The following is a 21877-nucleotide window of genomic DNA, read 5'->3' as shown; positions in this document are numbered from 1 at the left end:
CATCTAAAGGCCGGGCTCTCCCCGGTCCGCGGTGAGGAGTGTGGAGATCGGCCTGCTCTGCCGGAATCCGCCGGAACCGCGTAGCCGGTGCGCGTCTCATGGGTACAGCGCGCACCGGATCGCGGAACCTGCACCCGCCGGGACCGCCGCGGCTATCCGTGCCAGGACCGCCACAGCGCCGCGTACGCCCCGTCGGCGGACACCAGTTGGTCGTGGCTGCCGAGTTCACTGATACGGCCGTTCTCGACCACCGCGATGACGTCCGCGTCGTGCGCGGTGTGCAGGCGGTGGGCGATCGCCACGACGGTGCGGCCGTCCAGGACGCGGGCGAGCGAGCGTTCCAAGTGCCGTGCGGCACGCGGGTCGAGCAGCGACGTCGCTTCGTCCAGGACCAGGGTGTGCGGGTCGGCGAGGACGAGCCGGGCGAGCGCGATCTGCTGGGCCTGTGCGGGTGTCAGCGCGAATCCGCCGGAGCCGACCTCGGTGTCCAAGCCGGCGTCGAGCCCCCGTGCCCAGTCGGCCGCGTCGACGGCGCCGAGCGCGGCCCACAGCTCGGCGTCCCGCGCACCGGCCCGGGCGAGCAGGAGGTTGTCGCGGAGGGAGCCGACGAAGACGTGGTGCTCCTGGTTGACCAGGGCCACATGGGCACGGACTTCCTCGGCCGGCATGTCCGACAACGCGGCACCGCCCAGCGTCACCTGACCGGTGCGCGGACCGTAGATGCCGGCGAGGAGCCGGCCCAGCGTGGACTTGCCCGCCCCCGAAGGGCCGACGAGAGCGACGCGCGAGCCGGGCTTGACGGCGAGGGACACCTCGCGCAGCACGTCCACGCCTTCGCGGTAGCCGAAGTGCACGTCGTCCGCGAGGACGTCACGGCCCTCGGGGACCACGGACGCGTCACCCGCGTCCGGCTCGATGTCGCGCACGCCGACGAGCCGGGCCAGCGACACCTGCGCCACCTGCAGCTCGTCGTACCAGCGCAGGATGATTCCCAGGGGGTCGACGAGCATCTGGGAGATCAGCACACCCGCGGTGAGCTGGCCCACGCCGATCCAGCCCTGGAGGACGAAGACTCCACCGATCATCAGCGTCGAACAGAGCACGGTGGTGTGGGTGAAGTTGATCACCGGGAAGAGGACCGAGCGCAGGTAGAGGGTGTAGCGCTCCCAGGCGGTCCACTCCTTGACGCGGCGTTCGGACAACTCGATGCGGCGCTCGCCGAGCCGGTGGGCCTCGATGGTGCGGCCCGCGTCGACGGTCTCCGCGAGGGCGGCGGCCACGGCGGCGTATCCGGCCGCCTCCGAACGGTAGGCGGCGCCCGCCCGCTTGAAGTACCAGCGGCAGCCCACGACGAGGAGCGGCACGGCGACGAGGACCGCGGGAGCCAGCGGCGGCGCGGTCACGACCAGGCCGCCGAGCAGCAGCGCCACCCACACCACGCCGATCGCGAGCTGCGGAACGGCCTCGCGCATGGCGTTGGCCAGGCGGTCGATGTCCGTGGTGATCCGGGAGAGCAGATCGCCGGTCCCCGCGCGCTCCAGGACACCCGGCGGCAGCCCGACGGACCGCACGAGGAAGTCCTCCCGCAGGTCGGCCAGCATCCGCTCGCCGAGCATCGCCCCGCGCAGCCGCACCTCCCGTACGAAGTAGGCCTGCACGGCGAGGGCGAGCGCGAACAGGCCGATGGTGCGCTCCAGATGGAGGTCACGGGCACCGTGAGAGACCTTCTCGACGAGGTCGCCGAGAAGGTACGGGCCGGCCATCGAGGCGACCACGGCGAGTGTGTTCACCGCGATGAGCAGCAGGAAGGCCCTGCGGTGGCGTCGGAACAGGTCGCGGACGTAGGAGCGGACGGTCGCGGGCGCGCCGATGGGCAGGGTGTCCGCGGTCGTGGGGGCCGCCGGGTCGTACTCCGGTGGCGCCAGGCCGATCATGCCGTCTCCTCGATGTCGAATGCCGTGAGGGCGTCCGCGCGGGCGCGCTCGTCGTCGGTCTCGCGGGTCACGACCGCGCGGTATCGCGGTTCGCCGTGCACCAGTTCGCGGTGCGAGCCCACTGCCGTGACCTCGCCGTCGGCCAGGAAGACCACCCGCTCGGCGCGGTCCAGGAGCAGGGGCGAGGAGGTGAGCACCACGGTGGTGCGTCCGGACCGCAGCCGGCGGATGCCGTCGCCGACCCGCGCCTCCGTGTGCGAGTCGACGGCGGAGGTCGGCTCGTCGAGGACCAGCGCCTCGGGGTCGGTGACCAGCGAGCGGGCCAGGGCGAGGCGCTGGCGCTGGCCTCCGGAGAGGGAGCGGCCGCGCTCCGTGAGGTGGGCGGCCATCGGGTCGTCGTCCACCGAGGTCTGGGCCAGGGCGGTCAGTACGTCCGCGCACTGGGCGGCCGCGAGAGCTTCCTCGGGAGTGACGGCCCCGGAGGCGGGCACGTCGAGGAGGTCACGGAGCGTCCCGGAGAGCAGGACGGGATCCTTGTCCTGGACCAGGACGGCGGTACGGGCGGCGGACAGCGGCAGCTCATCGAGCGGTACGTCCCCGAGGCGTACGGACGGCAGGTCCGAGGCCTCCTCGAAGGCCGGGTGGCCGCCGAGGCGTTCGGCGAGTCTGCCCGCCTCGTCCGGGTCACCGCAGACCACGGCGGTGAAGCGGCCGGCCGGGGCGAGGAGCCCGGTCACGGGGTCGTACAGGTCGCCGGTGGGCCGGACGCCGCCCGGCCACGGGCGTGCGGCGCGCCTGCCGCCCATGACTGCGCCGGCTGCCGCGGCGGCCGGCGGCTCGGCCGGGCCGCCGGGCTTACCCGGGGTGTGTTCCCGGTCCTGCCCCGAGGTCCGGCCCGAGGCCTGCTCCGGCATCCGCGCCGCACCGGACCCGGCCGTGGGCTCAGCCGTCCGTTCCAGGGCCAGCACCCGCGCCGCCCGCTTCGCGGAGGGGCGGGAGAAGGAGTACGCCATGGCGATCTCCTCGAAGTGCCGCAGCGGGTAGTTGAGCAGCATCACCGCGCTGTAGACGGTGACCAGTTCGCCGACGGTGATCCGGCCCTCGCGGGCCAGATGCACGCCGTGCCAGACGACCGCGATGAGCAGCAGTCCCGGCATCAGGACCTGGATGGCGGAGATCGCCGCCCACATGCGGGCGCTGCGCACCGCTGCCGTTCGGACCTCCTGCGAGGCGCGGCGGTAGCGGTCGAGGAAGAGTTCCTCGCCGCCGATGCCGCGCAGGACCCGCAGACCGGCGACGGTGTCCGACGCCAGTTCGGTGGCCCGTCCGGCCTTCTCGCGCTGGAAGTCGGCCCGTCGGGTGGCGCGCGGCAGCAGAGGGAGCACGGCGAGCGCGAGCACCGGCATCCCGGCGGTGACGACGACGCCGAGGGCGGGCTGGTAGACGAGGAGGCCGACGCAGACCAGGACGACCGTCAGGGCGGCCGCGGCGAACCGCGACAGCGTTTCCACGAACCAGCCGATCTTCTCGACGTCACCGGTGGAGACCGCGACGACCTCACCGGCCGCGACGCGCCGGGTGAGGGCGGAGCCGAGCCGAGCGGTCTTACGGGCGAGGAGCTGCTGCACGCGGGCCGCCGCCGTGACCCAGTTGGTCACGGCGGTGCGGTGCAACATCGTGTCACCCAGGGCGATCCCCACGCCGAGGAGACCGATCAGCATGCCCGCGAGGGCGAGCCGTTCCCCGGACCGGTCGAGTACGGCCTCGACGGCGAGGCCGACCATGTAGGGCAGGCCCGCGATGGAGGTGAAGTGCAGCAGGCCCCAGGCGAGGGACTTCAACTGCCCCCCGAGTTGGTTGCGGCCCAGCCACCACAGGAAGCGTGGCCCTGACCGGACATCGGGGAGGCCGGGGTCGGAATACGGAAGATCGCGAATCTGCATGACGTCCCAGGACTCGGAGCGGCTGCCGTCGGCTCGGGTGGGCCGCGAGGCGACGAGATCTCGCACGTGAGATCACGGTCGGGCTCGGACCGGGGGAAGCGGGCGGCGGTGACGAGCGGTGAAAGGTTCGCCTCGGACGGTGGTCCGAGGCAAACGGTTTTCCGGCCGGGGGTAAAGAATCGGCTCCGAACTTCGCGTCGGCTCCGGGGCTGGAGGGGGGAACCGGACGCCGGATGCGACCATGGGCGGATGCGTATAGCCGGTGCGGTGCGAGCGGTGGTCGCGGCAGCGGCCTGCGGTGTCCTTCTGACGTCCTGTGGGAGCGGCGGTTCGTCACAAGCGAAGACGAAGGATGACACCAGAGCCGGGGGAGCGGGCGGGGCGGGGGGTGCCGACCGGCGTGCCACCGGTCTGAAGAGCATCCCCGAGGTCGGCGCCCGCTTGCAGGCGCGGATTCCCGAGGACTCCCGGCAGGTCGTCGCCGTGTACGGCGACGGTGAGAACTCGGCGAAGTCGACCGTCGTGCTCTACACGAAGGCCGCGAAAGCCGCAAAGCCCACGAAAGCCGGGCGCGGGGAGAAGGGCGCCACCTGGTCGAAGGTCCGCGGTTGGTCCGCGCACAACGGCAAGAAGGGCTGGACCACCGACCACCGCGAGAACGACAAGCGAAGCCCGGTCGGAGTGTTCACGCTCAGCGACGCGGGCGGTGTCCTCGCGGACCCGGGGTCCAAGTTCCCGTACACGATGTCGTCCTCCATGCAGGCGCCGCACTACTGGCCCAAGACGCACTGGCACGATTTCGACTACGTGATCGCCATCGACTACAACCGTGCCAAGGGCACCCCGCCGAACGACCCGACGCGCCCGCAGGGGCAGGCGAAGGGTGGCAGCATCTGGCTGCACATGGACCACGGCAGCGGCACATCGGGCTGTGTGAGTCTGTCCAAGTCGGCCATGGAGTACCTGCTGCGCACCCTGGACCCGAAGCAGCACCCGGTCGTGGTGATGGGGGACAAGGCGCACCTCAAGGCGTGAGCGCGGCCATGAGGGCCGCAGACGCAAGCGGGAGCACGAACACCGGTGAGGCCCCATTGCGGTGCACGACGACCGCCCCATAGAACACCTCCATGAGAAGACGCGTCATGTCCATGCTCGTGGGGCTCACTCTCGCCGCGAGCGCACTCCTCGGCACGGGCCAGGCCACGGCCACGGCCGCCACCACACCCCCCGCCGAGTTCGGCACCGACTGGCACGACCCGATCACCGCCGCGCCCCCGGTCCCCAAGCCGCGCACGAAGTCCTGTGCGGTGACGGTCGCCGAGGCGCGGTTCAAGGACTTCACGCCCTTCCGGGGGCGCTACACGCCTCCCGAGGAGTGCGGTGACCGCTGGGAGAAAGTGGTGCTGCGTCTGGACGGCAAGGTCAAGGGGCGGCAATACGACCGGCTCGGCTATCTGCGCATCGGGGGTGTGGAGGTGTTCCGCACCTCCACTCCGGAGCCGTCCCCCGAGGGCATCACCTGGTCCGTCGAGAAGGACGTCACCCGCTACAGCGAGACGCTGGGGCACGACCAGCCGGTCGAGATGCTCATCGGGAACGTCGTCGACGACACCTACACCGGAATCATCGACGTCAAGGTCACACTGACGTTCTACGCGAAGAAGAAGGCCACGGCCGGGGCGAAGGCCGAGGCTGCCGCCCAGGCGAAGGCCCAGGTGAAGGCCAAGGCGGAGAACGCGCCGCCCGACCGCGTCCTCCCCCTCGGGGACGCCGTGGGGGACGGCGCCGTCCTCACCACCCCGCGCAACAGCGAACGCATCGTCGCCGAGGTCTACGCGACCGGCTCCGGCGGCGGCTGCGAGGAGTACTGGTACCTGACGGTGCCCGACACCGCGCCCTACTCCTGCACAGCGGACAACGGCCCCTACCGCGAGGTCCAGATCAAGGTCGACGGACGACTGGCCGGGGTCGCCGCGCCGTTCCCGACCGTGTGGACCGGCGGCTGGTCCAACCCGTTCCTCTGGTACGTGATCCCGGGCCCCCGCGCCTTCGACGTCAAGCCCGTCGAGTACGACCTGACGCCGTTCGCCGGGCTCCTCAACGACGGCCGCCCGCACGACGTGGAGGTCTCCGTCGTCGGCGTACCAAAGGCGCGGGCCGGCTGGAGCACCCCGGCGAACGTGCTGGTCTGGCAGGACGAGAAGCGCGAGCGCGTCACCGGCGCCCTGACCCACCACAGGGTGGGCACCCCCGCGAACACATCGACGTACACCCCTGGTTCGGGGGATGTCGCGCACCGGCTCGACACCAGGGGCGGCCACCGTCTGAGCGTCTCCGGGTACGTGAACACCTCGCACGGCCGCGTCGCCACGACCGTGACCCGCACCCTCGCCACCACCTCCGCGCACCGATGGACCGACGGCGAGTCGATGGACGCGCTCAAGGCCACCTGGACCGACCGTGAGACGGTCACGACGGGCGCTGGGGCGGTGCGCACCGACCGCACGTACACGATGGACGGCACAACGACGCTCGGCACGGGGGAGCGGCTGCGCACCGCGATCTCGCTCGGTGACCGCGCCGAGAAGGTCACGACCCGCGGCCACCGGCGTGTGGGTGGGTCGGTGACCGACGACCGGTACGAGGGCGACGCGTCGTACCTCACTCAGGTGCCCCGCGAGGAGCGGCACGCCGTGGGCACCTCCCGCGAGCGCTATCGGCAGTACGGCGACACGGGGTGCCACGACCGTACGTTGACCACCGTGCAGGGAGTACTGACGGAGGACCGGCTGCGCTGCTGAGGTGGCCCACGGCCTGTGGCCCGACGCCCCGGGGGCTCACGCCGAAGCCGGCAAGTACGCCTACGCGTCAGGCTTCGGCGAGTCCACCCCCGGACGCTCCCTCTCCCACAGCCCGCGAGTGAAGTCGGGGATCGCCTGCGGCGCGCCCTTCGCCTTGATCGACAGGTGGCTCAGCGGCACGGGTGCCGTCCATGTCGCGGCGTCGTACACGTCGAAGTCCGGGACGAGGCCGAGCCGCATGGTCTGCATCAGCCGGAAGATCATGATGTAGTCCATGCCGCCGTGCCCGCCCGGCGGGTTGGCGTGCTCCTTCCACAGCCAGTGGTCGAAATCGGCGTACTTGGAGAAGTCGGCCCACTTGTCGTCCGTGTGGTCCGGTTCGAGGTAGATGCGGGCGGGGTAGTCCTCGAAGACGCCCTTCGTGCCGCCGAGGCTGTTGACGCGGCTGTAGGGGTGCGGCGTCGAGACGTCGTGCTCCAGGCGGATCACCCGCCCCTTCGCCGTCTGGACGAGACTGATGGTGCGGTCGCTCTCGATGTACGTCTCCTTCCAGCTCGGGTCGCCCGCAGGCATGTGCGCCTCGCGGTACTCGGCGAGGCCGAGCGCGGGAGTGCCGAAGCTGGATATGTGGGTCACACGGTCGCCCCGGTTGACGTCCATGTAGTTGGCGACCGGGCCGAAGCCGTGGTTGGGATAGAGGTCACCGCGCAGCCGGGTGTGCCAGAGGCGGCGCCATGGCCCCTCGTAGTACCCGGGGTCGAACATCAGGCCGCGCAGGTCGTGGTTGTAGGCGCCCGCGCCGTGCAGCAGCCGGCCGAACTTGCCCGCGTGCGCCATCCGCAGGACCCGCATCTCGTTCTTGCCGTAACAGCAGTTCTCCAGCTGCATGCAGTGTCTGCGGGTGCGCTCCGAGAGGTCCACCAGCTCCCACAGCTCGTCCAGACGCATGGCGAGGGGACACTCCACGCCCACATGCTTGCCGCCCAGCATCGCCGACTTGCAGATGGCGAAGTGGGAGTCCCAGGGCGTCGCCGCGTACACGAAGTCGATGTCCCCGCGCCGGCAGAGGTTCTCATAGTCGTGCTCGCCCCTGGTGTACGTCGCCGGGGCCGGCTGACCGGCGGCGGTGACCTTCTTCGCGGCGGCCGCCGCCTTCTCCTTGACCGGGTCGCAGAGGGCGACGACGCGGACACCGGGAATCGCGAGGAACAGATCGATCATGGAGCCGCCGCGGTTGCCGAGCCCGACGATGCCGACCCGTACCGTGGAGCGCCGCTGGAACGGCACGCCGATCATCGTCCTGCCCTTGCGGGCCGGCGCCTGCCCGGTGTCCTCGGCAGCGGCGCCGGCGTGGGCGGGGGCGGCGGTAGGGGCGGCGGCCGGAGTACCGGCGTGTGCCGTGCCGCCCGCGAAGGCGCCGACACCGAGCCCGGCCCCGGCGAGCCCCGCCGTGCGCAGCACCGCGCGGCGTGAGCGGCCGTCTCCAGGTGTGCTCGTCGTGCCCGCCGCACTCTCCTCGGGAGTGGCGCCGTCAGGGGTCGGTGTCGCGTTCTCGTCGTGCATCGGACCTCCGTAGCCGTATGTCGGGTGGTCTCCGCCACTGGGGCGGAAGCCACCCTGAGGGGGCCGCGACGGGGACGCAAGAGGCTGAAGTGGTCGAGGAGTTGGACTTCTCTGCGGGGGGATCCGGATCGCACGGCGCCAGAGGTGAGGCGAGGTCCGGGAGCGAGGCCCCTCGGTCACCAGTCACATGCGGGGGCGCGGGCGCGTCGCACGCTCCAGTTCCAGAAGTACGGAGTAGTAGTCGCGGCCCGTGGCATGGTCCATGCCGACCTCACACATGCGGTTCGCCGAGAGGTGGGCGTCGAAGGGGCGGGCGGTGACCTCGGCGGCCTCCTTGCGGGTGGCCGACTCGGTGAGCTCCCGGTGGAGCATGCCTCGGTCGCCCGCGAACGCGCAGCACCCCGCGTCGTCCGGCACGACCACCTCGTCCGCGCAGGCCTCCGCGACGGCGCGCAACTGCGGCTCGTCCCCGAGGTGGTGCGTGGAGCACGTGGGGTGCAGGACCGCGGAGGCGATCGTGCGGTGCACGGTCAGGTGGGGGAGCAGCTCGTCGGCGGCCCAGACGACGGAGTCGACGACCGTCAGTTCCCGGTGCAGCGCGCGGTTGTCGGCCGTCAGGTACGGCACCACCTCGTGGGCGATGCCGAGCGTGCACGACGAGGCGTCGACGACCAGCGGCAGCCGGCCGCCCGCGGTCCAGCCCCAGGCCGCCTCGACGACGCGATTGGCCATGACCCTGTTACCGGCGTCGTACCCCTTGGAGTGCCAGATCGTCGCGCAGCACGTCCCCGCGACGTCCTCGGGAATCCAGACGGGCCTGCCCGCGCGCGCGGAGACCGCGACGACCGCCTCGGCCAGCGTACGGTCGCCCGGACCACCGAAGACGCGGTTCACGCACGCCGGGTAGTAGACGGCCGCGGCGCCCGTGCGCGCGGTGCGGGGCAGGGTGCGCGGCGCGGCCCCGGGCATCCGCGGCAGCCACTCCGGGACGAGGTCGTGGCGTACGGCCTTGCGGGCGGTGCGGGTCACCGCGGTGAGCAGGCGGTCGTTGATCCGGTCCGCGGCGGCCACCGCGAGCCGCGCGGCCGCCTCGACGCCCTTGAAGTGGCGCGCGGCGAACGCGGCCGCCCTCTCCTCGCGCCGTGAGTGCCGCGCGTGCCGGAAGTCCTTCATCAGGGCGCCCGTGTCGATGCCGACGGGGCAGGCCAGTTTGCAGGTCGAGTCGCCCGCGCAGGTGTCCACGGCGTCGTATCCGTACGCCTCCACCAGGCCGTCCTCGACCGGGGAGCCCGGCGCCTGGCGCATCATCTCGCGGCGCAGGACGATGCGTTGACGCGGTGTCGTGGTCAGGTCCCCGCTGGGGCAGGTGGGTTCGCAGAAGCCGCACTCGATGCACGGGTCGGCGAGGGGCTCCACCTTGGGGATGGTCTTCAGGCCCCGCAGATGGGCCTTGGGATCACGGTCGAGCACCACGCGCGGGGCGAGCACGCCGCCCGGGTCGATGGTCTGCTTGGTGCGCCACATCAACTCCGTCGCCTTCGGGCCCCATTCGAGCTCCAGGAAGGGTGCGATGTTGCGGCCCGTGGCGTGCTCGGCCTTCAGGGAGCCGTCGAAGCGCTCCACGGTCAGGCGGCAGAACTCGTCCATGAAGGCGGCGTAGCGCTGCACGTCGGACGGCAACGCCGCGTCGAAGGCGAGCAGGAAGTGGAGGTTGCCGTGCGCGGCGTGGCCCGCGACGGCGGCGTCGAAGCCGTGCCGCGTCTGGAGGTCGAGGAGTGCCTCGCAGGCATCGGCGAGCCGGCCCGGGGGCACCGCGAAGTCCTCGGTGATCAGCGTGGTCCCCGCGGCGCGGGCGCCGCCGACGGCGGTGACGAACGCCTTGCGCGCCGTCCAGTAGCCGCCGATCGTCCGCGCGTCGCGCGTGAAGGTGTTCGTCACCGACGGTACCGGCGCGATCAGTTCGAGCCGCCGCACCACCTCGGCGGCCGCCGCCTCGTACGCCTCCCGGGTCGCCTCGTCCGGCGCGCGGAACTCCACCAGGAGCGCTGCCGCCGACTTCGGGAGCCGGGCCCAGTCGGCCGGCACCCCGCGCACGCTGACCGAGGCGCGCAGCGTATTGCCGTCCATCAGTTCGACGGCGAGCGCGCCCGCCGCGTTGAACAGCGGCACCGCCGCCGCGGCCGCCGGCAGTGAGGGGAAGAAGAGCAGCGCGGCGCTGAGGTGCCGCTCCAGCGGCAGCGTGTCGAAGACGACCTCCGAGATGAAGCCGAAGGTGCCCTGCGAGCCGACCATCAGACCGCGCAGGATTTCCACGGGCGTCACACCGTCGAGGAAGGCGTCCAGGCGGTAGCCGTTGGTGTTCTTGATCTGGTGCTTGGCGCGGATGCGGGCCACCAGCTCCGGGTCCGCCTCGATCTCGCGTTTGATCGCGAGCAGCCCCTCGCACAGGGCGGGCTCGGCGTGCGCCAACCGCTCGTCGGCGTCCGGCCCGCCCGTGTCCACGACCGTGCCCGAGGGCAGGACGAAGGTGAGCGAGGCCACCGTGCGGTAGGAGTTGCGGGTGGTGCCCGCGGTCATGCCCGAGGCGTTGTTCGCCACGACGCCGCCGATGGTGCAGGCGATGGCGCTCGCCGGGTCGGGGCCGAGCACCCGGCCGAAGCGGGCGAGGGCGGCGTTGGCGCGGACGACCGTGGTGCCGGGGCCGATCCGGGCCCGCTCGCCCGAGCCGAGCACCTCGACGCCCGCCCAGTGCTTGCGCACGTCGACCAGGATGTCCTCGCCCTGGGCCTGGCCGTTGAGCGACGTGCCCGCGGCGCGGAAGACGACCTCGCGGCCCTTGCCGTGCGCGTACGACAGGACGGCCGAGACGTCGTCGATGTCCTCGGGGACGACCACGACCCGCGGCACGAAGCGGTAGGGGCTCGCGTCGGAGGCGTACCGCACCAGGTCGGAGACCTTGGTGAGGACCTTGTCGGCGCCGAGCAGCGCGGTCAGTTCGCGGCGCAGCGGCTCCGGGGTGCCGGCGGCCCCGCGGTCCGGCACCCGGTCCGGTGACGGGCCCTCGGCGCGCGCCGGGGGGCGCAGGGCGTCCGGCTCGGGCTCCAGCAGCGGCATGGGCTCTCCCTCGACGGTGGCGGCGTGCCGGCGACGACTGCTTCCGGCGTGCCGGTGAGCACTCCCTCCGGCGCGTCAGCAGCGGCCTTCCGGTCCTTCCGCCGGGTCAGCAGCGGCCTTCCGGTCTGTCCGGCGCGTCCGCAACAGCCTTCCGCTCCTCCCGGCGGGTCAGCAGTGGCCTTCCGGGTCGTCCAGCAGCGTGGTCAGCAGACCGCCGAGGACTTCACGCTGGTCGGCGGTCAGTGGAGCCAGGATGTCCTCCGCGGCGGCCCGGCGCGCGGCGCGCAGCTCTTTCAGGGCACTGTGCCCCGCATCGGTCAGTTCGATCCGGATGACCCGGCGGTTGCTCGGATCCGGCACGCGCCGCACCAGAGCGTCCGACTCCGAGGTGCCCGATTCCAGGGCGTCCACCAGGCTTGTCACCGCGCGCGGCACCACTTCGAGGCGCTGCGCGAGGTCGGCCATGCGCGGCGGCGCCTCGTAGTGCGCGAGGGTGCGCAGCAGCCGGGACTGGGCCGGGGTGATGCCGACCGGCCCCAGGTGGTGCTTCTGGATGCGGTGCAGCCGGCGGGTGAGCCGCAGCAGCTGTTCGGCGAGAGGGCCGTCGGTGTCCGGGGCGCTCATGACGGGAAGTCCGGGGTACGCATGGCGGGAACATTATCAGGACCTAGTGCATTGTGAGTATAGGTAACAGTGAGCTATGCTCCCCGAAGAGCACCGTCCGACCTCCCGTAGGAGCCCATGCGTCACGACGAACCCACCTGGACGCCGCCGCCCCAGGCCCCCGACCAGGAACCGCCGCGGCAACTGCGCCGCATCCTCCGTCTCTTCCACCCCTACCGGGGCCGTCTCGCGATCGTGGGCCTGCTGGTCTGCGCCGCCTCCCTCGTCTCGGTCGCCACCCCCTTCCTCCTGAAGGAGATCCTCGACACCGCGATCCCGCAGGGGCGCACCGGCCTGCTGAGCCTGTTGGCGCTCGGCATGATCCTGAGCGCGGTCGTCACGAGCGTCTTCGGGGTCCTGCAGACCCTGATCAGCACCTCCGTGGGGCAGCGGGTCATGCACGACCTGCGCACGGCCGTCTACGGCCGGCTGCAGAGCATGTCCCTGGCCTTCTTCACCCGCACCCGCACGGGCGAGGTCCAGTCCCGCATCGCCAACGACATCGGCGGCATGCAGGCGACCGTCACCTCCACCGCGACCTCGCTGGTCTCGAACCTCACGAGCGTGATCGCGACCGTCGTCGCCATGCTCGCCCTCGACTGGCGGCTGACCGTCGTCTCGTTGCTGCTGCTCCCGGTGTTCGTGTGGATCAGCCGCCGCGTCGGCCGCGAGCGCAAGAAGATCGCCACCCAGCGCCAGAAGCAGATGGCGGTGATGGCCGCGACCGTCACCGAGTCGCTCTCCGTGAGCGGCATCGTCCTCGGCCGCACGATGGGCCGCGCCGACTCGCTCACCCGGTCCTTCGCGGACGAGTCCGAGCGGCTGGTCGACCTGGAGATCCGGTCGAACATGGCGGGGCGCTGGCGCATGGCCGTCATCTCGATCGTCATGGCCGCCATGCCCGCCGTCATTTACTGGAGCGCGGGCCTGGCCTTCCGGCTGGGCGGCCCGACCGTGTCGATCGGCACGCTCGTCGCCTTCGTGTCGCTCCAGCAGGGGCTGTTCCGGCCGACCGTCAGCCTGCTCTCCACCGGCGTGCAGATCCAGACCTCGCTCGCGCTCTTCCAGCGCATCTTCGAGTACCTGGACCTGCCTGTCGACATCACCGAGCCGCGCCGGCCGGTCCGCCTCGACGTGATCAGGGGCGAGGTCCGCTTCGAGAACGTCGAGTTCCGCTACGACGAGAAGTCCGCGCCCACGCTCCAGGACATCGACATCGCGATACCCGCGGGCGGCAGCCTGGCCGTCGTCGGGGCCACCGGCTCGGGCAAGTCGACCCTGAGCCACCTCGTCCCCCGGCTGTACGACGTCACGGGCGGCCGGGTCACCCTCGACGGTGTCGACGTGCGCGACCTGGACTTCGACACCCTCGCGCGGGCCGTCGGCGTGGTCTCCCAGGAGACCTACCTCTTCCACGCCTCGGTCGCCGACAACCTCCGCTTCGCCAAGCCCGACGCCACCGACGAGGAGCTGGCCGCCGCGGCCCGGGCCGCCCAGATCCACGACCACATCGCCTCCCTGCCCGACGGGTACGACACGGTCGTGGGCGAGCGCGGCCACCGCTTCTCCGGAGGCGAGAAGCAGCGCCTGGCCATCGCCCGCACCATCCTGCGCGACCCCCCGGTCCTCATCCTCGACGAGGCGACCAGCGCCCTGGACACCCGTACCGAACGGGCCGTGCAGGAGGCCATCGACGCTCTGTCGGCCGACCGCACCACCCTCACCATCGCCCACCGCCTCTCCACCGTCCGGGGCGCCGACCAGATCGTGGTCCTGGAGGCGGGGCGCACCGCCGAGCGCGGCACGCACGAGGAGCTTTTGGCCCGCGACGGGCGGTACGCCGCCCTGGTCCGCAGGGACGCCCAACTGGAGCCGACAACCTAGATATATGTCGGGATTAAGACTATTTACGGGTTAATGTGCCCCCATGCAGACCAAGACTCCGCGACGGGGCACGATTCGACTGACGCGGCGGGGCCGGATCGCCCTGATCGCGACCGGAGCCGTCGTGGCGGCCACCGCCGTGGCGGTGCCGCTGCTGCTCCCGGACGACAACGCGCACCCTCAGACCCTGACCATCCCCGAGGGCTGGCGATCCACCCAGGTGTACGCGGCCGTGGACAAGGCCTTGAAGGTGCCGCCCGGCACCACGAAGAAGGCCGTGCCCAAGGCCGGTCTGAAGCTCCCCCGCGACGCGGGCGGCAATCCCGAGGGCTATCTCTTCCCGGCGACGTACCCGATCGGCTCGCGGTCGACCCCGGCGTCCGTACTGTCGTACATGGTGGACACGGCCAACAAGAAGTTCGGCGGCGGCCAGGTCACGGCGGGCGCCGAGCGCAACACGGTGAACGTCTACCAGACCGTCACCATCGCCAGCATGATCGAGGCGGAAGCGGGCTCGAAGCGGGACATGGGCAAGGTGGCCCGGGTCATCTACAACCGCCTGGATCGGGGCATGCCGCTCCAGATGGACTCCACCATCAACTACGCCCTCAATCGCTCCACGCTGGCCACCAGCGACCGCGACACGAAGGTCGACAGCCCCTACAACACCTACGCCCGCATGGGGCTGCCGCCCACGCCCATCGGCAATCCCGGTGAGGCGGCGATGCGGGCGGCGGTCAGCCCGACCGCGGGGGACTGGCTGTACTTCGTGACGGTAAAGCCCGGGGACACGCGCTTCACGGCGAACTTCGAGGAGCACCAGAAGAACGTCGTGGAGTTCAACAAGCAGAACGCCTAGGGCGAGCGGTGCGGGCGGTGGCGCGTGTGCCGCGGCCTCGCGGGGGGCGGGCCGAGTGGGCCAAGTGGCAGTACGCCGAGGTCCGTTCGGGTGGAGAGCGGGTGCTGCACCGTTAGGCGGCCCGGTTGTCGCGGCAGATGACATGGCGACAGTACCGGCATATTCCTGGAGGAATATACTCATGCGTGTTCGCTCGACCATCCTCGCCGCCGCTCTCACCGTCTCCGCCCTGGCCGTCGGGGCCGGCGCGGCCGTCGCCGACGAGGACCACGACCGCTACACCCCACGCCACGAGACGGGCTACGACCACGAGGGCTACCACCGCTCGTACGACAGCGTCGGCGGCCCGCTCGGCATCGTCTGGGCCGAGGCGTCGGGCTACGACCACGAGGGCTCGGGCCACGCGCCCGGCCACGGGCGCTGACGCAGCCGAAGGCGGCGCGGTGGCGAGAAGGGGTCAGCCCTTCTCGCCACCGCGCCCTGCTGTGCCGCCGGGCGGGCGCCCCGGCGAGGGCGGGGTTCACACCGCCGCCGGCGCCCCCGCCAGCAGCCGCTGGATGTCACGTACGGCGGCGCGTCCGGCGCGGTTCGCGCCGATCGTGCTGGCCGAGGGGCCGTACCCCACCAGGTGGACGCGGGGGTCGGCGGCCGCCCTGGTGCCCTCCATGCGGATGCCGCCGCCGACCTCGCGCAGCCGCAGCGGCGCCAGGTGGTCGAGCGCGGCGCGGAAGCCCGTGGCCCAGAGGATCACATCCGCCTCGACGTGGCGCCCGTCGTCCCACGCGACGCCGGTCGGGGTGATCCGGTCGAACATCGGCAGCCGGTCGAGGACCCCCTCGGCCCGGGCCCGCCGGATCGCGTCGTTCACCGGCAGGCCCGTCACCGACACGACGCTGCGCGGCACCAGCCCCCGACGGACGCGCTCCTCGACCATGGCCACCGCCGAGCGGCCCCGCTCCTCGTCGAACGGCCCCTCGCGGAACACCGGCGGGCGCCGGGTGACCCAGGTGGTCCCGGCCGCGTACGGGGCGATCTCCAACAGGTGCTGCGTGCCGGACGCGCCGCCGCCGACGACGACCACCCGCTGCCCGGCGAAGGCCTCGGGCCCCGGGTAGAGCGCCGTGTGCAGCTGTCGGCCGAGGAAGGTGTCCTGGCCCGGGTAGCGCGGCCAGAACGGCCGGTCCCAGGTGCCGGTCGCGTTGATCAGCGCACGGGTCGACCAGGCACCCGCCGAGGTCTCCACGAGCAGCCGCCCGTTCTCGCCCTCACGCACCCGGCGCACATCGACGGGGCGCCGCACCCGCAGGTCGAACCGGTTCTCGTACGCCGCGAAATACGCCCCCACGACCTCCGACGAGGGCCGCTCGGGGTCGGCGCCGGTCAGTTCCATGCCGGGCAGCGCGTGCATGCCGTGCACCTTCCCGTACGTCAGGGAAGGCCAGCGGAACTGCCAGGCGCCGCCCGGCCGGGGCGCGTGATCGAGGACCACGAAGTCCCGGCCGGGCTCGAGGCCGACCCGCCGCAGGTGGTAGGCGCCGGACAGGCCCGCCTGCCCCGCGCCCACGACGACCACGTCCACGTCCTGCGCCGCCGCTCCGGCGACCGCGTCTCGTACCCCGATGTCGTTCACGTTTCTAGTAACTTCCTCGGGGTCCGGGATCTTCCCCGCTACCGAGGCGCGCCCGGTGTCCGCCGGGCAGGGGCACCGGCGGAAGGGATGTCCGGTACCGCCCGGTGCAGCAGACCGCGCTGAGCCAGGTCGGGGATGACGCCCTCCCCGAACCAGTACGCCTCCTCCAGATGCGGATAGCCGGACAGCACGAAGTGCTCGACGCCGAGCGCGTGGTACTCCTCGATCCGGTCCGCGACATCCGCGTGGCTGCCGACCAGGGCGGTGCCCGCGCCCCCGCGGACGAGCCCCACCCCGGCCCAGAGGTTCGGCGCGACCTCCAACTGGTCGCGGGAGCCGCCGTGCAGCGCGAGCATCCGCTGCTGGCCCACCGACTCGCTGCGTCCGAGCGCCTCCTGGGCCGCGGCGACCGTCTGCGGGTCGAGATCGTCGAGCAGCCGGTCCGCGACCGCCCAGGCCTCGGCGGCCGAGTCGCGGGAGATGGTGTGCAGGCGGATGCCGAAGCGGACCGTGCGCCCCTCCCGCTCGGCGAGGTCCCGGATCCAGTCGATCTTCTGCTTGACCTGCCCCGGCGGCTCGCCCCACGTCAGGTACACGTCCGTGTGCCGCGCCGCGACCGGGCCGGCCGCCGCCGACGACCCCCCGAAGAAGATCTCCGGCAGCGGATCGGGCGGCAGCGCGGTCAGCCCGCCCTCGACCCGGTAGTGCTCGCCGGTGAAGTCGAAGGGTGTGCCGCTCCACACCCCTCGTACGACCGAGAGGAACTCATCGGTGCGGGCGTAGCGGCGATCGTGGTCCAGGTGGTCGCCGAACCGCCGCTGCTCGGTCGAGTCGCCGCCCGTGACCACATTGAGCAGCAGGCGGCCGCGCGTGATGCGCTGATACGTCGCCGCCATCTGCGCGGCGAGTACGGGGGAGAGGACCCCAGGGCGGAAGGCGACGAGGAACTTGAGCCGCCGCGTGTGCTGGGCGAGCGCCACCGTCGTCAGCCAGGCGTCCTCGCACCACGTGCCGGTCGGCGTCAGCACCGCCTCAAAACCCAACTGCTCGGCCGCCTTGGCGATCTGCGCCAGATACTCGATGTCCGGCGCCCGCACGCCGCTCACCGGCGTGACGCGGGAGCGCGTGATGCCGCCGTCGGTGTACGCGTGCCGGTCCACGAGGGTGCGGCCGTCGCCGCCGGTCGGCAGGAACCAGTGGAGATGGACGTTCACGGTCAGGACTCCTCGCGGTAGGCGCGCGGCTCGCTGGTGGAGGGCGGCAGGTCGCCGTTGAACCGGGTGTCGACGAAGTCGCCGAAATCGACGCGGCGCGGGATGAGCTTGAGCCCGGCGAAGGTGTCGGCGATCTCCTGCTCGGACGACACGACGTTCTTGTCGACGGCCACCGGGATCCGGGTGCCGTTGGTCCGCTTGACGGCGTCCAACGCGACGTCGTAGGGCAGGCCGGTGTCCTTCGCCCAGACCTTCGCCCACGCCCGGGGATGCTTGTACACCCACTCCTGTGCGGTGCGCAGGCGCCGCAGATAGTCGGAGACGGCAGCGGACTTCTTCTTGTCCCGCAACGTGCCGGGCGCCGCCACCTGGAAGCCGAGGCCGTTCACGACGCCGTCCCCGTCGGTCAGGACACGGCCCTTCTTCCCCCGCAGCACCTGCGAGGTGTACGGGTCCCAGACGGCCCAGGCGTCCACCTTGCCGCTCGTGAACGCCGCCAGCGCGTCGGCCGGCTGGAGGTACTTGACCTCGACGTCCTTCAGGCCGAGGCCCGCCTTCTCCAGGGAGGCGATCAACTGGTAGTGCGCCGACGAGCCCTGGGCCACGGCGACGGACCTCCCCTTCAGGTCGCGCGGCGCCTTCAGGGGCGAGCCGTTCGGCACGAGGATCGCCTCGCCCGCCGCGGTACCGCGCGTCGCCGCGATCACGGAGATCTTCGAGCCCGCGCCCGCCGCGAAGACCGGCGGTGTGTTGCCCACCCCGCCGACGTCGACCGCCCCGGCGTTCACGGCCTCCAGGAGGGGCGGTCCCGAGGTGAAGGTCGACCAGCGGATCTTGTACGGCAGGCCGTCGAGCTGCCCGGCCGCGCGCAACACGGCCTCCGAGCCGCCCTTCTGGTCACCGACATCGAGGGTGAGCGACCCCTGGCCGTCGACGCGTCCGCCGGAGCCGCCCACCGAGGTGCCGGCGGCGGAGGTGCCGGAGCAGGCGGTGAGCAGCATGGCCACAGGGAGCAGGAGAGCGGCCGGGGCGTGGCGGGGCCGTCGCATGGTCTTGTTTCCGGGCATGGTGGTGATTCCGATCGTCGGATGTGGCACAGGAGCGGTTCAGGTGGTGGCGGTCCCGGCGGGCGTCTCGACGCCGAGCCGCTGGAGCAACTCCTCGCGCAGCGCGGTGAAGCGGGGGTCGGAGATCCCGCGCGGCCGCTCCAGGCCGATCCGGGTCTCGTACGCGATCACGCCGGCGTCCATCACGAGGACCCGGTCGGCGAGGAGCACCGCCTCCTCGACGTCGTGCGTGACGAGCAGCACCGCGCAGCCGCGCCGCTGCCACAGCTCGGCGACGAGCCGCTGCGCCTTGACGCGGGTGAGGGCGTCGAGCGCGCCGAACGGCTCGTCGAGCAGCAGCAGATCGGGCTCGCGCACCAGCGCGCGGGCCAGTGAGGCACGCTGGGCCTCGCCCCCGGAGAGCGTCTTGGGCCAGGCGTTCGTCCGGTGCTCCAGGCCCACCTCGGCCAACGCCCGCTCGGCGAGGCCCCGTTCGGGCCTGCCCGGCAGGCCGAGCAGCACATTGCGCCACACCCGCTTCCAGGGCATCAGCCGCGGCGCCTGGAAGGCGACGGCCTTGCGGCGCGGCACGAGCACCGTGCCCGTGATGTCGCGGTCGAGGCCGGCGAGGACGCGCAGCAGCGTCGACTTGCCGCAGCCGCTGCGTCCGAGCAGCGCGACGAACTCGCCGGGCCGGACGTCGAGGCGCAGGTCGTCGAGGACGGCACGGCCGTCGAAGGCGCGGGTGAGCCCCTCGACGCGCACGGCCGGCGCCGTGTCCGCGGCGGGGGTCACCGGCCGGTGAACGTCGGTCGCCATTGCAGCAGCAGCCTTTCGAGGGTGCGGACGAGGAGATCGGCGAGGAGGCCGAGGAAGGCGTAGACGATCAGGCACACCACGATCACGTCGGTGCGCAGGAAGTCACGGGCCTGGACCATGAGGAAGCCGAGACCTGAGTCGGCGTTGACCTGCTCGGCGAAGACGAGCGCCAGCCAGGCGATGCCCAGCGAGTAGCGCAGGCCTGTCAGGGCGCCGGGCAGCGCGCCGGGCAGGACGACGTGCCGCACGAGCCCCCACCGCGACAGGCCGAGCGATTCCCCGGCCTCGATCAGCTGCGTGTCGACGCCCCGGATGCCCGCGTACACGTTGAGGTAGAGCGGGAAGGAGACACCGAGCGCGATGATGGCGATCTTCGGTGTCTCGCCGATGCCGAACCAGATGATGAACAGCGGGATGAGCCCGACGAACGGCACGGTGCGCAGCATCTGCACCCCCGCGTCCACGAGGTCCTCCCCGACGCGGAAGAGCCCGGAGAGCAGCGCGAGGGCCGCGCCGGCGACGGTGCCCAGCAGCAGACCGACGGCGACCCGGCGCAGCGAGACCCCCATGGCGGACGGCAGCGAGCCGTCCGAGATCAGCTCGGCGGCGACGCGGGCGACGGTCCCGGGTGAGGCCAGCACGTCCTCGGCCAATACGCCGGTGGCGCTGAGCAGTTGCCAGACGGCGAGGAGAAGCACCGGCCCCGAGGTGCGGCGGAGCCAGCGGGGGACGAGGGCACGACGGCTGGAGGAGGGGACGAGGCGTTCGAGTGCCGGAGCGGGGTCCGGTCCGGGTCCAGGCGGTGATGTCTTGGATATGACGGAAATGTCGGGTGAGGCGTGCGATGACGCATGACTGATGCTCACAGGCGCTCCATGGTGGGGCGGGGGAGGTCGGCGGCGGTGGCGGGTCTCAGCACGCTTCAGATCCGCGTACGCGCGTCAGATGGACGGCGCGTACGGCCGCTCGCCCCCGCTCGGTGACCGCGAGGAGCACGGCGGACCGAAAGAGGGGGAGCGGGAAGAAAGGAAGAGGCGAAGGGGCGGGCCGACCGGCCGGGGCAACGGTGAAGAGCAGGAGGGCGAAGCCGTGAAAGGGCGTCAGCGGCCGCGGCGACACGCGGCGGAGGCCACCCGCAGCAGGTCGATGTGACCGCGCGTGATGAGCAGGGCTGAACGCGACATGCCGCAGAACGTAGCCACGCCTTGCGCGCAGGGTCAACGGCGTCTCGAAAGGCGGACGCCCGGTATCGCGGACCGAGAGGCGGGATGGGGGAGGATGGGGGTATGTCCGATGCGTTCACCACCCGAGTCCTGCGAGTCACCACCGGTTCCCGCGAGACGGTCCTCGACCTCACGCGCGACTGCGAGGCCTTCCTGCGCGAGGCGGCGGCCGGCCGTGACGGCCTGCTCAACATCTTCGTGCCGCACGCCACGGCGGGCGTCGCGATCCTGGAGACGGGCGCGGGCAGCGACGACGACCTGCTCGCCGCGCTGCACACCCTGCTCCCCGCCGATGACCGCTGGCAGCACCGCCACGGCAGCCCCGGCCACGGCCGCGACCACGTCCTGCCGGCCCTCGTCCCGCCGCACGCGACCCTGCCGGTGGTGGCCGGGGCCCTGGAGCTCGGGACCTGGCAGTCGGTGTGCCTGGTCGACACGAACGTCGACAATCCCGAGCGTCAGGTCCGCCTGAGCTTCCTCGGCTGACCGGGAGCACCGGCGCGACGGGACGGCGACCTCGCAGGTGAGCCGCGTCTCACTGGGCCGGTGCCGCTTGTCTATGCAACGAATTGCATAGAAGGATCGGCACATGGCGCTAGAGCACGCGATCCTCGTCTCGCTGCTGGAGAAGCCGGGCTCCGGCTATGAGCTGGCCCGGCGGTTCGAGCGGTCCATCGGATATTTCTGGACCGCCACCCATCAGCAGATCTACCGCGTCCTCAAGCGCATGGAGGGCGACGGCTGGATCGACGCCCGTGCGGTGGCGCAGCAGACCCGGCCGGACAAGAAGGAGTACTCCGTCACCGACGCCGGGCGGTCGGCCTTGACCGCGTGGCTGCACGAGCCCATCGCGCCCGAGAGCGTCCGGCACGAGCTGGCCGTGAAGATCCGCGGCGCGGCGTTCGACGACCCGGCCGCACTGATCCGCGAGGTCGAGCGGCACCGCCAGGAGCACGCCGACCGGCTCGCGCGCTACCTCGCGGGCGAGCGGCGCGACTTCACCGACCCGCAGGCTTCCGCGGCGCCCGACGCCGGGCGGGAACTCCAGCACGTCGTGCTGCGCGGCGGCATCGCGTACGAACGCATGACGCTCGACTGGCTCGACGACGTGATCGCCACCCTCCACCGGCTCGGCCCCCAGGCCTGAACCGGCCCACCCATCCCGACCCCCGACCAGGAAAAGG

General features: G+C 72.1%; 17 protein-coding genes. 7 read left to right on the top strand and 10 right to left on the bottom strand.

All coding sequences use genetic code 11. From position 1 onward, the window contains the following. Positions 1–152: 152 nt before the first annotated feature. Both ACZ5GP_RS11170 and ACZ5GP_RS11165 read right to left on the bottom strand, forming a co-directional pair. Positions 153–1934, bottom strand: coding sequence for an ABC transporter ATP-binding protein (locus ACZ5GP_RS11170; protein WP_468750581.1), 1782 nt, complete (start codon positions 1932–1934; stop codon positions 153–155). Beyond that, positions 1931–3877: an ABC transporter transmembrane domain-containing protein gene (locus ACZ5GP_RS11165; protein ID WP_468750730.1), complete on the bottom strand. Its 1947-nt coding sequence runs from the start codon at positions 3875–3877 to the stop codon at positions 1931–1933. Before ACZ5GP_RS11165 ends, ACZ5GP_RS11170 begins: the two co-directional genes overlap by 4 nt. A 249-nt stretch (positions 3878–4126) precedes the next feature. Here ACZ5GP_RS11165 and ACZ5GP_RS11160 point away from each other — a divergent pair, with 249 nt between their 5' ends. Both ACZ5GP_RS11160 and ACZ5GP_RS11155 read left to right on the top strand, forming a co-directional pair. Beyond that, the gene (locus tag ACZ5GP_RS11160; RefSeq protein WP_468750580.1) at positions 4127–4912 is read left to right on the top strand and encodes a L,D-transpeptidase family protein; all 786 of its coding nucleotides are present in this window, start codon (positions 4127–4129) and stop codon (positions 4910–4912) included. Between the two features lie 92 nt (positions 4913–5004). Next, positions 5005–6678, top strand: coding sequence for a peptide-N4-asparagine amidase (locus tag ACZ5GP_RS11155; protein WP_468750579.1), 1674 nt, complete (start codon positions 5005–5007; stop codon positions 6676–6678). Positions 6679–6738: 60 nt separating this feature from the next. Here the strand turns inward: ACZ5GP_RS11155 and ACZ5GP_RS11150 are convergent, their stop codons facing one another. From ACZ5GP_RS11150 to ACZ5GP_RS11140, 3 genes are all read right to left on the bottom strand, one after another. Further along, positions 6739–8241 (bottom strand): Gfo/Idh/MocA family protein, encoded by a 1503-nt coding sequence (locus ACZ5GP_RS11150; protein ID WP_468750578.1) that lies wholly within the window; start codon positions 8239–8241, stop codon positions 6739–6741. Between the two features lie 183 nt (positions 8242–8424). Then, positions 8425–11355, bottom strand: a complete 2931-nt coding sequence (locus ACZ5GP_RS11145; protein ID WP_468750577.1) for an FAD-binding and (Fe-S)-binding domain-containing protein — start codon at positions 11353–11355, stop codon at positions 8425–8427. Between the two features lie 168 nt (positions 11356–11523). Beyond that, positions 11524–11979 carry a MarR family winged helix-turn-helix transcriptional regulator gene (locus ACZ5GP_RS11140; protein ID WP_468750576.1) on the bottom strand — a complete coding sequence of 152 codons (456 nt, stop codon included), beginning with the start codon at positions 11977–11979 and terminating at the stop codon, positions 11524–11526. A 117-nt stretch (positions 11980–12096) separates the two neighbouring features. Here ACZ5GP_RS11140 and ACZ5GP_RS11135 point away from each other — a divergent pair, with 117 nt between their 5' ends. From ACZ5GP_RS11135 to ACZ5GP_RS11125, 3 genes are all read left to right on the top strand, one after another. Next, positions 12097–13902, top strand: a complete 1806-nt coding sequence (locus tag ACZ5GP_RS11135; RefSeq protein ID WP_468750575.1) for an ABC transporter ATP-binding protein — start codon at positions 12097–12099, stop codon at positions 13900–13902. Between the two features lie 43 nt (positions 13903–13945). Further along, positions 13946–14761 carry an endolytic transglycosylase MltG gene (mltG, locus tag ACZ5GP_RS11130; protein ID WP_468750574.1) on the top strand — a complete coding sequence of 272 codons (816 nt, stop codon included), beginning with the start codon at positions 13946–13948 and terminating at the stop codon, positions 14759–14761. Between the two features lie 181 nt (positions 14762–14942). Then, on the top strand, positions 14943–15185 hold the full coding sequence (locus ACZ5GP_RS11125) for a hypothetical protein (RefSeq protein ID WP_468750573.1): 243 nt from the start codon (positions 14943–14945) through the stop codon (positions 15183–15185). Positions 15186–15281: 96 nt separating this feature from the next. Here ACZ5GP_RS11125 and ACZ5GP_RS11120 read toward each other — a convergent pair whose 3' ends face one another. The 5 genes from ACZ5GP_RS11120 to ACZ5GP_RS11100 are packed head-to-tail and all read right to left on the bottom strand — an operon-like array spanning position 15282 to position 20336. Further along, positions 15282–16391: an NAD(P)-binding domain-containing protein gene (locus ACZ5GP_RS11120; protein WP_468750572.1), complete on the bottom strand. Its 1110-nt coding sequence runs from the start codon at positions 16389–16391 to the stop codon at positions 15282–15284. A 38-nt stretch (positions 16392–16429) separates the two neighbouring features. Next, entirely contained in the window at positions 16430–17605 is a 1176-nt protein-coding gene (locus tag ACZ5GP_RS11115) for an LLM class flavin-dependent oxidoreductase (RefSeq protein WP_468750571.1), read from the bottom strand. A 2-nt stretch (positions 17606–17607) separates the two neighbouring features. Continuing rightward, complete coding sequence (locus tag ACZ5GP_RS11110) at positions 17608–18672, bottom strand: ABC transporter substrate-binding protein (protein WP_468750570.1); 1065 nt, start codon at positions 18670–18672, stop codon at positions 17608–17610. 39 nt (positions 18673–18711) lie between these two features. Then, complete coding sequence (locus ACZ5GP_RS11105; protein ID WP_468750569.1) at positions 18712–19470, bottom strand: ABC transporter ATP-binding protein; 759 nt, start codon at positions 19468–19470, stop codon at positions 18712–18714. After that, on the bottom strand, positions 19443–20336 hold the full coding sequence (locus ACZ5GP_RS11100; protein ID WP_468750568.1) for an ABC transporter permease: 894 nt from the start codon (positions 20334–20336) through the stop codon (positions 19443–19445). The genes ACZ5GP_RS11105 and ACZ5GP_RS11100 overlap by 28 nt, the downstream gene beginning before the upstream one ends. A gap of 420 nt (positions 20337–20756) precedes the next feature. Between ACZ5GP_RS11100 and ACZ5GP_RS11095 the strand changes: the two genes are divergently transcribed. Together ACZ5GP_RS11095 and ACZ5GP_RS11090 are read left to right on the top strand one after the other, a co-directional pair. Then, entirely contained in the window at positions 20757–21179 is a 423-nt protein-coding gene (locus tag ACZ5GP_RS11095; protein WP_468750567.1) for a secondary thiamine-phosphate synthase enzyme YjbQ, read from the top strand. A gap of 103 nt (positions 21180–21282) precedes the next feature. Continuing rightward, positions 21283–21840 carry a PadR family transcriptional regulator gene (locus tag ACZ5GP_RS11090; protein ID WP_468750566.1) on the top strand — a complete coding sequence of 186 codons (558 nt, stop codon included), beginning with the start codon at positions 21283–21285 and terminating at the stop codon, positions 21838–21840. The last annotated feature ends 37 nt before the right edge of the window (positions 21841–21877 follow it).

This window comes from Streptomyces sp. NPDC031466 (genome assembly GCF_055581265.1).
Note: the sequence above shows the minus strand (reverse complement) of the source record. Positions and strands in the feature narration are given on the sequence as shown.